The 12,909-nt window shown below is 56.8% G+C and carries 14 protein-coding genes; 7 read left to right on the forward strand and 7 right to left on the reverse strand.

Features of this window, described 5'->3' with window-relative positions; genetic code table 11:
* Nucleotides 1-6: 6 nt before the first annotated feature.
* Nucleotides 7-753, reverse strand: a complete 747-nt coding sequence (locus tag AC4LF3_RS03195; protein WP_491834758.1) for an NRDE family protein — start codon at nucleotides 751-753, stop codon at nucleotides 7-9.
* A 94-nt stretch (nucleotides 754-847) separates the two neighbouring features.
* Between AC4LF3_RS03195 and AC4LF3_RS03200 the strand changes: the two genes are divergently transcribed.
* From AC4LF3_RS03200 to AC4LF3_RS03210, 3 genes are all read left to right on the forward strand, one after another.
* On the forward strand, nucleotides 848-1,630 hold the full coding sequence (locus AC4LF3_RS03200; protein ID WP_074823211.1) for a sulfite exporter TauE/SafE family protein: 783 nt from the start codon (nucleotides 848-850) through the stop codon (nucleotides 1,628-1,630).
* Nucleotides 1,631-1,654: 24 nt separating this feature from the next.
* A complete protein-coding gene (lgt, locus tag AC4LF3_RS03205) occupies nucleotides 1,655-2,467 on the forward strand; it encodes a prolipoprotein diacylglyceryl transferase (RefSeq protein WP_010796988.1) in 813 nt (270 codons plus the stop codon).
* Between the two features lie 88 nt (nucleotides 2,468-2,555).
* Entirely contained in the window at nucleotides 2,556-2,918 is a 363-nt protein-coding gene (locus AC4LF3_RS03210; RefSeq protein WP_074823208.1) for a multidrug transporter, read from the forward strand.
* Between the two features lie 84 nt (nucleotides 2,919-3,002).
* Here AC4LF3_RS03210 and AC4LF3_RS03215 read toward each other — a convergent pair whose 3' ends face one another.
* From AC4LF3_RS03215 to AC4LF3_RS03240, 6 genes are all read right to left on the reverse strand, one after another.
* The gene (locus tag AC4LF3_RS03215; protein WP_010796990.1) at nucleotides 3,003-3,254 is read right to left on the reverse strand and encodes a YfhL family 4Fe-4S dicluster ferredoxin; all 252 of its coding nucleotides are present in this window, start codon (nucleotides 3,252-3,254) and stop codon (nucleotides 3,003-3,005) included.
* A gap of 116 nt (nucleotides 3,255-3,370) precedes the next feature.
* On the reverse strand, nucleotides 3,371-3,856 hold the full coding sequence (coaD, locus tag AC4LF3_RS03220) for a pantetheine-phosphate adenylyltransferase (protein ID WP_010796991.1): 486 nt from the start codon (nucleotides 3,854-3,856) through the stop codon (nucleotides 3,371-3,373).
* Nucleotides 3,857-4,068: 212 nt separating this feature from the next.
* Nucleotides 4,069-5,094, reverse strand: coding sequence for a hydrolase (locus tag AC4LF3_RS03225; RefSeq protein ID WP_491834759.1), 1,026 nt, complete (start codon nucleotides 5,092-5,094; stop codon nucleotides 4,069-4,071).
* Nucleotides 5,095-5,104: 10 nt separating this feature from the next.
* Entirely contained in the window at nucleotides 5,105-5,677 is a 573-nt protein-coding gene (rsmD, locus tag AC4LF3_RS03230) for a 16S rRNA (guanine(966)-N(2))-methyltransferase RsmD (protein WP_197872131.1), read from the reverse strand.
* Nucleotides 5,678-5,679: 2 nt separating this feature from the next.
* The gene (locus AC4LF3_RS03235) at nucleotides 5,680-7,137 is read right to left on the reverse strand and encodes a M16 family metallopeptidase (protein WP_491834760.1); all 1,458 of its coding nucleotides are present in this window, start codon (nucleotides 7,135-7,137) and stop codon (nucleotides 5,680-5,682) included.
* Nucleotides 7,134-8,501, reverse strand: coding sequence for a M16 family metallopeptidase (locus AC4LF3_RS03240; RefSeq protein WP_491834761.1), 1,368 nt, complete (start codon nucleotides 8,499-8,501; stop codon nucleotides 7,134-7,136). The genes AC4LF3_RS03235 and AC4LF3_RS03240 overlap by 4 nt, the downstream gene beginning before the upstream one ends.
* A gap of 152 nt (nucleotides 8,502-8,653) precedes the next feature.
* Here AC4LF3_RS03240 and ftsY point away from each other — a divergent pair, with 152 nt between their 5' ends.
* The 4 genes from ftsY (at nucleotide 8,654) to rpoH (ending at nucleotide 12,824) form a co-directional block, all read left to right on the forward strand.
* On the forward strand, nucleotides 8,654-10,105 hold the full coding sequence (gene ftsY, locus AC4LF3_RS03245; RefSeq protein ID WP_491834762.1) for a signal recognition particle-docking protein FtsY: 1,452 nt from the start codon (nucleotides 8,654-8,656) through the stop codon (nucleotides 10,103-10,105).
* The gene (gene ftsE / locus AC4LF3_RS03250; RefSeq protein ID WP_239381985.1) at nucleotides 10,102-10,773 is read left to right on the forward strand and encodes a cell division ATP-binding protein FtsE; all 672 of its coding nucleotides are present in this window, start codon (nucleotides 10,102-10,104) and stop codon (nucleotides 10,771-10,773) included. The genes ftsY and ftsE overlap by 4 nt, the downstream gene beginning before the upstream one ends.
* Nucleotides 10,770-11,780, forward strand: a complete 1,011-nt coding sequence (ftsX, locus tag AC4LF3_RS03255; RefSeq protein WP_010796998.1) for a permease-like cell division protein FtsX — start codon at nucleotides 10,770-10,772, stop codon at nucleotides 11,778-11,780. Before ftsE ends, ftsX begins: the two co-directional genes overlap by 4 nt.
* Before the next feature lie 189 nt (nucleotides 11,781-11,969).
* Nucleotides 11,970-12,824, forward strand: coding sequence for an RNA polymerase sigma factor RpoH (rpoH, locus tag AC4LF3_RS03260; protein WP_010796999.1), 855 nt, complete (start codon nucleotides 11,970-11,972; stop codon nucleotides 12,822-12,824).
* Nucleotides 12,825-12,909 lie beyond the last annotated feature (85 nt).

Here is a 12,909-nt window from a genome sequence, read left to right on the forward strand (position 1 = left end):
GCCGGACTACAGCGTCCGGCGGCTTTCTCCAAGCGACTTGCCGTAGGCTCCAAAGCGACGTTCCGTAATGACGGTCTGTCCGTCTACCTGTTGCCGCAGCACAGTGCTGGCCCGTGTGCCGTAGTGTTCGCTGGAGATGAAAACGCTGGACAAGAGCATTTCCAGTTCATGGCTGATGCCGGTATGCGGAAGCGTTACGGGATCAGGTCGCCAGGTGTCGGCCAATAGTGCAAATAAAGCCTCGTCCGAAGGGGTTTCCAGGGCCTGTTCGAGACTTGCTCTGGCTCTGAGCAACTTGGGCCATGGCGTGTTCAAATCGGCATTGGATACGCCGTAAACGCCCGGCGGCAGTCGATGCGGTTTTCGGCTGCGAGCATTCAAATGCCATAACGACTGGCTATCGCCTAGAAGCAGGTTGAACCCTGTGTATTCATCGCTACGTTGAGCCACTTCATGTACATACTCTTCGGCCGAGATATCACGTTCCAGAAAGCGTACAGGCAGTTCGCCCCGTGAGCGGTCGGATACCGGCTGACCAGGATCCCTGATATTGGTCACGGTGGCAAAGCGACCATCCCTTCCTACCGCGAGCCAGGTCCCACCTGCGGTCAGGTCTCTTCCTCCAATAATGTCTGGTTGATCGTCCCATGTATCCAACGGAGCGCTGGGGCGTGCATAGAACTCGTCACGGTTGGCGGCCAGGATAAGTGACTCGTTATCTTCAGGGCGCCACGCAAAGACAATCAGACACATCAGTTGGGCTCCGTAAGGCCTTGATCATTGAGGGTTCGCTCGTTTGCGTTGGCCGATTGGGCTACCATTGCCGTTTTGTTCGGCAGGATTCGATATGGAATTCGTGCTCTATCTGATTCTTGGCGCATGTGCAGGCGTTCTGGCGGGTCTGTTCGGCGTCGGGGGCGGATTGATCATCGTACCGGTTCTGGTGTTCAGCTTCACTGCCCATGGAATGGATACCGATGTGCTGACGCATCTGGCCGTCGGTACTTCACTGGCAACAATCGTCTTTACGTCAATCAATTCCATTCTGGCGCATCATCGCCAGAGAGCGGTCCAGTGGCCACTCGTGGTGTGGATGACGGTTGGCATCATCCTGGGCAGCTTTGTCGGCGGGGTTACGGCATCTTATATTCAGGGGCCAATTCTGCAGAAAATAATCGGTACCTTTGCCATCCTCGTGTCGCTACAGATGGTGCTTGACCTTCGTCCCAAAAGCAGCAGACCGGTACCGGGCAAGCCGGTTCTAACGCTCGCCGGTGTGGTCATTGGCTGGGCGTCTGCCATTTTCGGCATCGGAGGCGGCTCGCTGACTGTGCCTTTCCTGACCTGGCGAGGCGTCAGTATGCAAAGGGCGGTGGCAACCTCATCTGCGTGTGGGTTGCCGATCGCGCTCTCCGGAGCCCTTTCGTTCATGGTGGTGGGCTGGAGTGAGCCTGGCTTGCCTGAGTGGAGTCTGGGATATGTCTACCTGCCGGCCCTGGTAGGTATTGCGCTGACCAGCATGTTCTTTGCCCGTTTTGGTGCGCGTTTGGCGCACACGCTTTCTCCACGGCTGCTCAAGCGGCTATTTGCGTTGTTGTTGTTCAGTGTAGGGCTCAGCTTTCTGGTCTGAGAACCCTTTTATCAAGGAGTCGTAATGCTGCCTTATCCACAGATCGACCCGGTAGCGGTCGCGATCGGTCCACTCAAGATTCATTGGTACGGTCTGATGTACCTCATTGGTATTGGCGGGGCTTGGCTGCTGGCCTCACGTCGCTTGAACCGATTCGATCCCACCTGGAACAAAGACAAACTTTCGGATCTGGTCTTCTGGGTGGCGTGCGGCGTCATCATCGGGGGACGGTTGGGGTATGTCCTTTTCTATAACCTGGATGAGTACCTTGCCAATCCCACGCTGATCTTTGAGGTCTGGAAGGGCGGCATGGCCTTTCATGGCGGCCTGCTGGGCGTAATTCTGGCGGTGTGGTGGTTTGGTCGCCGCAACAACAAGAGCTTTTTCGAGCTGATGGATTTCATCGCCCCGCTGGTTCCAATCGGCCTGGGCGCCGGGCGGATTGGTAACTTCATCAATGCCGAACTGTGGGGCAAGCCGAGCGATGTGCCGTGGGCAATGATTTTTCCGCCCTTCAGCGATCCGGCCCAGTTGCCGCGCCATCCTTCCCAGCTCTATCAGTTTGCGCTGGAAGGAGTCGCCTTGTTCGTTATTCTCTGGTTCTTCTCACGCAAGCCACGTCCAACAATGGCGGTATCAGGGCTTTTCGTCCTGTGTTACGGCATTTTCCGTTTCCTGGTGGAATTCGTCCGCATGCCGGATGCGCAGCTGGGTTATCTGGCCTGGGGCTGGCTCACGATGGGACAGGTCTTGTGCGTACCGATGATTCTGGGTGGGGCCTTCCTGATGGTTCTGGCCTATCGGCATCAGGGAAAGACCAGAACTCTGACGGAATGACCTGATCTTCAGGTGAAAGGTCACTGACAAGTCGAGAGGTGGTGCTTATAGTTAATGGTTAATCGCCTCTCACTTAAAGGACAGAAGTATGAGCCCGTTCCGCGCATTGGCCACCACGTTGGCCTTCTCCATGGCTTTATGGAGTGCTGCCGCACCGGCACTAGCCGATTCGGGTTATGAGACGGAAACCGTTAACAATGTCAGTGGCGATCCGAACTACCAAGCTAATGCACCAAAAGCCTTTTCGATGATCGGTGATCTGCTGATTGCCCGGCCGCTTTTGATTGCTGCCACTGTTATTGGCGCGGGTGCCTTTGTGGTCAGTCTGCCCTTTACCGCTGCAGGCGGTAATGTAGGCGAGGCGGGCAGGGCCTTGGTCGTTGAGCCGGGTAAGGCTGCTTTTGTTCGTTGCCTGGGCTGTACCCGTACAGGATATGGCCAGTCGGACTGAATCCCATAAAAAAGCCGGTCAATTGACCGGCTTTTTTATGGCGCCTGTAAATACCTGATAGTGTCGCGCTGCCAATAGCCTGGATCAGGCCTGACCGCTGATTTTCAGATACTTTTCGTGCAGTTTTTCCTTGCTCTCGACGTTTTCCGGGTCGAGCGGGATGCAATCCACCGGGCAAACCTGCTGACACTGCGGCTCGTCGTAATGACCTACACACTCGGTACAGAGATTAGGGTCGATCACATAAATCTCTTCGCCCTGGGAGATGGCACCATTAGGACACTCAGGCTCACATACATCGCAATTGATGCAGTCTTCAGTAATCTTGAGGGACATGAATTGCTCCCGCCGCTCACGGATGACGGCGATACAGAAAAGGTAAACGCGAATTGTGCCTTATCGGCGCGCGTGGTGCACGTCTGCGCCGATATATGTGCCCTAACGGCAAAATTTCAAGGGGCTGGCTTGAAACGTTCAGCCAGCGCTTCCTTGACAAGCGGGTGCACGAACTTGGTGACGTCGCCACCCAGTGCTGCAATTTCACGTACCAGCGTCGAAGAGATGTAGGAGTAATTTTCCGACGGAGTAAGAAACATGCTTTCTGCGTCAGGCGCCAGCACACGGTTCATGTTGGCCAACTGAAACTCGAATTCGAAATCCGAAACAGCACGCAATCCTCGCAGGAGGATCGTGGCTTTCTGCTCCTTGACGAGATTGGCCAGCAGGCAAGAAAAGCCAATGACCTCGACATTAGGCAGGTGTGCCGTAACCGCTCGAGCCAACTCTACCCGCCTTTCCAGCGGAAACAGCGGATTCTTCTTCGGACTGGCCGCTACGGCGACGACGACATGCTCAAACAAACGTGAGGCGCGTTCGACGAGATCACCATGACCCCTGGTGATCGGGTCGAAGGTTCCCGGGTACAGCACTCGATTCATCGCGGCGTCCTTACGGTCCGTGGGGGCTTGGATGGTAGCTCAGCCAGATCAGATGTCCAAGTCGAAAGGTGGATAAGCGGCCTGGTATTCATCAAAGGTGAGCTTTAAGCGTTGAGGAGTGTAGAAAAAATTGTCGAAAAACGCAGCCTTCTCGGGTTGCCTGTTTTCATCTGACGCGGATAGCGTTCGCTGATCGGCTATAGCCGCCACGTCTATGTCAGTCTCTCCTGCTGCCACAAGAGCCACTGCGGTATGCGGCGCTCCAGGTAGTAATCAGGGTTTCGCCATGTACCTGCGACAAAGCCTACATGCCCTCCATGAGCATGGCGCTCGAAGCATATCGTATTGGATAGCTCTCCTGGTGTTGGCAGGCTTTCACGTCCAATGAAAGGATCATCTTCCGCTTGAATCATAAGGGTCGGTATTCGGACGTCTTTCAGGTAATAACGGCTTGATGCCTGCCGGTAGTAATCGTGAGCATCCTTGAATCCGTGGAGCGGGGCGGTGATGCGCCCGTCAAAATCCCAAAAGCTCTTCATGTCCTCCAGGCTACCCAAGGCATCCAGCGAGGCTACATGGTCGTGTTGCTGGCGCTGCTGCAAAGCCTCTCGCTTGCGCTTTACATAACTCACCAGCTCTCGCATGAAGTGCGCCTGATACACACGGGAAAACCCAATGGCGATACGGTCTGCGCAAAGGTCGAGCCGGAAAGGAACCGACACGGAGGCAGCCGCCTGGAGTGGGCAATTCAAGCCTGCTTCGCCCAGGTACTTGAGCAGCACGTTACCGCCAAGCGAGTAGCCAACAGCATAGAGCGGTGCCAAAGGGCGCTTGGCCTGAAGGTGGGCGATAACGGCGGCAAGGTCTTCGGTGACGCCTGAGTGGTAGCCCCGCGGTAACAGGTTCGGCTCGCCTGAGCACCCTCGCCAGTTCAATCCAACGCTGGCCCAGCCATGCTCGGCAAGGGCCAGTTGCAAACCCAGAATATAGTGTGACGAAGAGCTGCCTGTCAGTCCGTGGATAGCTAGTACCAGCGGCGCATAAGGATCTTCCGGTCCGTACCAGTCAAGGTCGAGAAAATCACCGTCGTCTAGCCAGATACGCTCGCGTGGGCGCGTCATCAGGGGAAGACGACGCCAGAGTGACCCCCATAAGGTCTGCAGGTGAGGACTTGGCAGCCACCAAGCGGGCCGGAAAGCATCTGTCTGAGCTGATAGGTCCTCCACGATAGGGTGCATGGGCATCCCGTTACGCGGTTCGATGCCAGAGCGCGTAATGTACGCTTCCCGCCTTCTTTTCCCTGTGCAGGTGCCAGTTGGCGGACATGGGAAGCGATGAGGGCTGACTTTCGCTTTCAGTGTAAATCCATGCATCCCTGGCCAGCCAGCCTTGCTCCTCGAGCAGTTGGCAGGCGGGCTCCAGCAGACCTTTCTGGAAGGGAGGGTCAAGGAACACTACGTCAAAAGGCGTGGCCTCATTGTGCTGAAGGTAGTGCAGTGCATCGTTCTGTACGACCTGAGCATTGGTGCATCCAAGTGACGCCAGATGACCGCGCAGCGAGCCTACCGCTGCAGGGTTCAAGTCCAGCCCCAGCGCTTGACTGGCACCCCGGGACAGCGCTTCAAGCAATAGCGCACCACTGCCCAGGAACGGATCCAGTACCCGTGCGCCGGGTACATGGGGCATCAGCCAGTTGAACAGCGTCTCGCGGACCCGGTCAGGGGTTGGTCTGAGCCCTGGTGCTTCTGGAAAGCTGAAGCGTCGGCTGCGCCAGTCGCCTCCAATGATACGCAGCTGGCTGCTGCCTTTACTCTGCGCCATGCTCAATGCTCCGGTACGCTGGGAGGCGGTGTATTGCCGCGCTCAACCGGCGCTGGCAAGGGTTGCTGGGCAACGGTTGGGCCTGCCGTCACGATGACAAAGCCATCAGGATTCAAATGCCGGGCCATGGCTTCGCGCACCTGATCCGTAGTCACGGCTTGCGTCTGCTTCATGAAGGTGTCCAGAAAGTCGAGTGGCAGGTCGTAGAAGCCAATCATGCCGAGCTGGGCGACGATCGCACTGTTACTGGCGGTCGAGAGCGGGAAGCTGCCTGATATTTCACGCCTGGCATCATCCAGCTCCTTCTGTGTCGGCCCTTCCTTGAGGTATTGGCGGACAATATTTTGCACAAGCCCCAATGTATTCTGGCTCATCTCGGCTCGGGTTTGCAGGCCGATCGTGAAGGGCCCCGCGACCTGCATCGGCGTAAAGCCGGAATAAACACCATAGGTCAATCCGCGCTTTTCGCGGACTTCGGTCATCAGGCGAGTGCCGAACCCGCCCCCACCCAGGATCTGGTTGCCCAGATATAGCGCGGCGTAGTCAGGGTCCCGGCGGTCGATTCCCTGCTCGGCCAGCATAAGGTGCGTCTGCTGCGAGGGAAACTCGATATGCGTAACGCCCGGTTTAGGTGGTTGCGGCTTGGCTACCGACGGCAGGGCAGGGCCCTTGGGTAGAGCACGGGATACCTTGGCGGCAATGGCTTCGGCCTGGGGGCGGGTCAGATTACCTGTCAACGCGATGACGACATTGCCTGCTGTATACGCACGCTGATGAAAGGCGCGTAACTGAGCAGGTGTGATCGACCTCAGTGATTCAGCTGTGCCCATGCTGGGGTGCGCATAGGGATGACTGCCGTAGAGCTGTTTCATCAGCGCATCACCCGCTTGAGCACCGGGGTCCTGTTTCTTGTATTCGATGCTGGTCAACAATTGATTTCGAATACGCTCCAGCGGGGCGGCAGGAAACGTAGGATGACCTACCACCTTGGTGAAGAGATCGAGCGCCGGGTCACTTTTAGTCGGGTCGGACAGGGTACGCAGCCCGGCAACGGCCATGTCGCGATAGGCACCGTTTGAGAAATTGGCACCCAGATTTTCGAAGCCAATGGCTATCGCGGTGGTGTCCATGCCGGCAATGCCTTCGTTGAGCATGCCATTGGTCATCGTGGCGATGCCTGGTGTGTTGCCGTCCTGGCTGCTACCGGCTGCAAATGTCAGGCGGAGGTCATACATGGGTAGCTCATTGGCTTCCACAAACATGACGCGCGCGCCTTCTAGAGTTCTCCAGCTTTGGATATCGAGCTTGCGGGTAACCGGAGCTGTCTTGCTCAGCGCCTGCAGTGATTCCAGTTTAGGATGGGCCGCTGCACTGTCCGCCACGGGGGAAGTGTTCTGGCAGCCGCCAAGCAGCGTCAGGCTGAGCAAGGCGCCCCATGCATAAGAAAAACGGGCGTTCATGGACGAGCCTCCTGCTGCGTTTGGGTCTCGGGAATCACGTGAGCAACTGTCAGGCGATCGCGAGTGAAGTAAGTGCGTGCAACACGCTGTAGATCAGCCGGAGTGACAGATTGCAAATCTGCAAGCTCGTTATCCATCTCGTGCCAGGACAAGCCGATGCTTTCCAATTGACCAATATTGCTGGCCTGGGCTGTAATTGAGTCGCGCTCATAGACAAGGCTGGCGATCACCTGCGCTCTGACGCGCTCCAGTTCGGCGGTGCTCGGTGGCGTTTGCTTGAGCGCATCCAGTTGCGCCCAAAGGCCGGCTTCGACATCTGCCAGGGTCTTGCCCTTTTGCAGGTTGGGCATGGCGCTGAGCATGAACAGACTGTCGCCGCGAGTGTAGGACTCGTATGAGGCCGAGGCGCCGGTAACCAGCTCCTGCTCACGCTCCAGTTGAGTGGAGAGACGGGCGCTGTAGCCACCATCGAGCAGCGCTGAGATCAGGCGCAAGGCATGCACATCCCGTTGATTCTCTGCACTGGCAAAACCGGGCACGTTGAATCCCATCATGAGGCTGGGGATTTGCGTACGAACGGGAAGAATCAGACGGCGTTCACCTGGTGCCTGGAGTTCAAACGGGCGCTTGGCAGGTGGCAGGTCCCGCTTGGGAATCTGGCCAAAGTACTGTTGAGCCATCTGTCTTACGTCTTCCCCGGTCACATCGCCCACTACAACCAGGGTCGCATTGTTGGGCGCGTACCAGGATTGATACCAGTGCCGCAGATCGTCGATGTTCATGCGTTTAAGATCAGCAGGCCAGCCAATGGTTGGCGTACGGTAGCCACTGGCAGGATAGGCCGCCGCGCTGAAACGCTCGTAGGCCAGTGCCATTGGCTGATCGTCAGTGCGCAGGCGACGCTCCTCCTTGATGACTTCTATCTCGCGGCTGAATTCATCGGCAGGTAGGCGTAAGGTGGCCATGCGATCGGCTTCGAGCTCAAGCGCCACAGGCAAACGATCCTTGGCCATCACCTGGTAATAGGCCGTGTAATCGTCCGTGGTGAAGGCATTCTCGGTGGCTCCGAGATCACGCAGAACCAGGGAGGCCTCTCCAGGACCCATCTTGCTGCTGCCCTTGAACATCATGTGTTCCAAGGCATGGGAAAGGCCGGTCGATCCGGGCGTCTCGTAGCTTGAGCCGATCTTGTACCAGAGTTGTGAAACCACGACAGGAGCACGATGATCTTCCCGAACAACGACTTTCAAACCATTATCGAGTGTGTATTCGTGCGTGGGTTGGGTCTCGGCGGCCAGGACGGTAAGCGGCGCGCAGAGCAGGCTGAACAGCAGACCAGTAGTACGTCGAGAGAAGACTGTCATCAATCTATGAACTCATTCCAGGGCTTGCCGGTCTTTAGCGCCAGCAAGCGATGAGGTGCTAGGATACGCATCCCTTTTCATGCCGGCCACGCCTGGCAGCACATCTTTATGGATTTGCCACAGCGTGCCCGCCCCTTGAGATAGACCTTTGCATGTTTGGTTCCGACGATAAAAAGTCCCCTCCCGCAGGGGAAAAGAAAGGGTTCTTCAGTTGGTTTCGCAAGAAGCCGCAGGAGACAACCGAGGCTAAGCCGGAAACGGCTGTCGAGCCGGTAGTACACCCGGAGCCGGTCCCCGAGCCGGCTGACGCTATTCCTTCAACCCAGCTGCCGCCCGCTGAGGAGACCGAAGCGCCCGCACCGGTAGCCGAGCAGGACGAAAGCGTAAAAACCCTTCAGCCGGAGCCGATTCAGGCGCAGCCGGTCGAGCCGCCACGCCAGCCTGAAACGGTGCAGCCTTCTTTGCAAGCGCCTGCAGTTGAGCCAGAGCCTAAGCCTGCTATGCTGGCGCCTGTTGAGCCTGTACTCATTGAGCCCGAGCGGCTGGACGAATCGAGGACGGCCGAGCTCCAGCCTGTTGCTGAGCCTGAGCCTGAGCCTGAGCCTGAGCCAGAACCAGGAGTAGACGCAGAACCGGAACCGGAGCAGGCACCACAGCCCGCGGCACCGACAAAACTGGGCTTCTTTGCTCGCCTCAAGCAAGGGCTGAGCAAGACCAGCGCCAGCATTGGCGAAGGGATGGCCAGCCTGTTTCTGGGCAAGAAAGCTATCGACGATGATTTGCTCGATGAGCTGGAGACCCGGCTATTGACGGCGGATGTGGGTGTCGAGGCGACGACCACCATCATGAAAAACCTCACCCAGCGGGTAGCGCGTAAACAGCTTGCTGACAGCGAGGCGCTTTATCAGGCATTGCAGGAAGAGTTAACTGGCTTGTTGACGCCTGTTGAGCAACCGTTGGTTATCGATAAGGCTACTCAACCCTTCGTCATTCTGGTTGTTGGCGTGAACGGTGTTGGCAAAACCACGACCATCGGCAAGCTGGCTAAAAAGCTCCAGCTTGAGGGCAAGAAGGTCATGCTGGCCGCTGGCGATACGTTCCGTGCCGCAGCGGTCGAGCAGTTACAGGTCTGGGGGGAGCGTAACCGCATTCCAGTGATTGCACAGCATACCGGCGCTGACTCCGCCTCGGTGATCTATGACGCTGTACAAGCTGCCAAGGCTCGCGGTGTCGATGTTCTGATTGCCGATACGGCCGGTCGTCTGCACACCAAGGACAACCTGATGGAAGAGCTGCGCAAGGTGCGCCGCGTCATTGGCAAGCTGGACGAATCCGCCCCGCATGAGACTTTATTGGTGCTGGATGCAGGTACCGGCCAGAATGCCATGAATCAGGCCAAGCAATTCCATGCTGCCGTTCCGCTCTCCGGCCTTGCGCTGACCAAGCTTGACGGTACTGCCAAGGGTGGCGTCATTTTCGCGCTGGCCAAGCAGATGAGCCTGCCTATCCGTTACATCGGTGTCGGTGAAGGCATTGACGATCTGCGTGAGTTCGAAGCCAAGCCCTTCGTTCGAGCGTTGTTCGCTGAGCGGGAGACGACATGATTCATTTCGATCGGGTCAGTAAACGTTACCCGAACGGGCATATCGGTTTGCATGAGTTATCGTTCCGTGCGGAGCGCGGGGAGATCCTGTTCATTACCGGTCACTCCGGTGCCGGCAAGAGCACCCTGATGCGCCTGATCCTGGCGATGGAGCGACCCACCAGTGGTAAGCTTTCGCTGGCTGGACAGGATATTTCGCGGATCAGCAATGCGCAGATTCCATTCCTGCGTCGTCAGATTGGTGTGGTGTTTCAGAACCACCAGCTCCTGTTCGACCGTACCGTGTTCGACAATGTAGCCTTGCCTCTACAGATCCTGGGGTTGTCCAAGGGCGAGATTGCCAAACGTGTGACCATGGCGCTGGAGCGGGTCAGCCTGAAGGACAAGCTCGAAGACTATCCGTCGGACCTGTCTACCGGGCAGCAACAGCGCGTCGGGATCGCGCGGGCTGTCGTACATCGACCAGCCTTGCTGCTGGCGGATGAGCCAACCGGTAACCTCGATCCGCGGCTTGCCTCCGAAATCATGGGTGTGTTCGAGGACATCAACAGCCTTGGCACCACTGTACTGATTGCCAGCCACGACCATGCCCTGATCGCACGCCTGCGTCATCGTATGCTGACGCTGCAGCGTGGCCGTCTGATCGGGGATGAGGAGAGTCCTACATGAGTGCCAAGGAACTTCCACGCGGCGACGTACAGGGTGAAAAACCGGAAAAGCCCAAACGTCGCAAGACAGCCAAGCCGAAGCAGGATTGGCGCAGCCCGTTACATGCCTATTTCGAAGCGCATCTCATTGGCTTGCGTGACAGTCTGTGGCGGATGGGCCGACAGCCGATCGGAAGCTTTCTGACCTGCTTGGTTATGGGAATTGCCCTTGCGTTGCCGATGGGTGTATCGCTGCTGCTGAACAATGTGGAGCGGCTCGGCGGCTCATGGCAGCGCGCGGCCCAAATTTCTGTCTTTCTTGACCTTAACCTGGACGAAGCTCAAGGCAAGCAATTACAGGAACAGATTGCAGCGCTACCTGATGTCAGTGAGGTGCACTGGATCGGACGTGACGAGGCTCTGCAAGAGCTTCAACAGCAGGCTGGTCTGGGCGAAGCCTTGAAGGAACTGCCAGAAAATCCGTTGCCTTCGGTGATCTCCGTGACGCCGCAGGAGATTGATAAAGGTCGGCTGGACATGCTGCGCAGTCGTCTGGCTGAGCTATCTGGCGTACAGCAGGTACAGCTCGATATGCAATGGGTCGAGCGACTGACCGCCATTCTGAAGCTGGGTGAGCGGTTCGTGTTTGGGCTTACAATCGTTCTGATCGTAGCCCTGCTACTCGTCATCGGGAATACAATTCGTCTGGCCATCGAAAACCGCAGGACCGAAATCGAGGTCATAAAGTTGGTAGGCGGTACTGACGGTTATGTGCGGCGACCTTTCCTGTACATGGGCGCCATGTATGGGATAGGCGCCGGTATTGCAGCCTGGGCACTACTGGCTTTTGGCTTGAACTGGCTTAACGAGGCTGTCATCGAGCTGGCCGGTCTTTACGGCAGCGATTTTGCGCTGGCCAGCGTGTCCATGGATGAAGGCATCCAGTTACTTATTGGTGCAATACTGCTGGGTTACATTGGCGCTTGGTTGGCGGTGGCTCGCCATCTGAGAGAGTTGGCGCCCCGATAAGGGCGCCGATTCATGAATCAAACAACTGTCTCAAATTATGATGTAAAGCTATCGATTTGATTGATAGTGACTATTTAAGTGATTGATTTTAAAGGCTATAGGTTCTTTTTTAGGGAACTGTTAGTCTTGTTTTCTGTCTGATTCTTCAGTGATACACTGCCCTGTGCATAAGTGAATCGGAGGATTCGCATGACCAATTCTCTGCAACCTGTTCCAACATTGGTTCCTGGCGCTAGCCTGGAGGCCTATGTCAACTCTGTGAACAGCATTCCCATGCTGACGCCGGAGCGGGAGCGCGAACTGGCCGAACGCCTCTTCTATAACCAGGATTTAGAGGCGGCACGGCAAATGGTGCTCGCGCACCTGCGTTTTGTCGTACATATTGCCAAAAGTTATTCGGGCTATGGTTTGGCCCAGTCAGATCTGATCCAGGAAGGTAATGTCGGCCTGATGAAGGCTGTAAAGCGTTTCAACCCTGAAATGGGTGTTCGTCTCGTATCGTTTGCCGTCCACTGGATCAAGGCTGAGATACACGAGTTCATCCTGCGTAACTGGCGCATCGTAAAAGTGGCTACCACCAAGGCCCAGCGCAAGTTGTTCTTCAACCTGCGTAGCCAGAAGAAGCGTCTTGCCTGGCTGAACAATGACGAGGTTCAGGCGGTTGCCAGCACGCTGGGCGTCGAGCCGCGTGAAGTACGCGAAATGGAAAGTCGTCTGACGGGCCAGGATATGGCTTTTGATCCGGCTTCCGATGCAGACGACGATACGGCGTTCCAATCGCCCGCGCAGTATCTTGAAGATAATCGCTACGATCCGGCTCGTCAGCTGGAGGAGTCCGACTGGAGCGATAACTCTTCGGCCAATCTGCATGAGGCGTTGGAAGGCCTGGATGAGCGTAGCCGTGACATCCTTTACCAGCGCTGGCTGGCTGAAGATAAGGCTACACTGCACGAGTTGGCTGCCAAGTACAACGTATCGGCTGAGCGGATTCGTCAGCTCGAAAAAAATGCAATGAACAAGCTCAAGGGCAAGATCGCTGCCTAAGGGTTGATTCAAAAGCGAACCCCGCCTCAAGCGGGGTTTTTTATTGCCCGGAAATACCGAACCCCTTGTATAAGGTTAGGTTCTA

The sequence above is a fragment of the Pseudomonas sp. C2.3V genome (assembly GCF_058536325.1).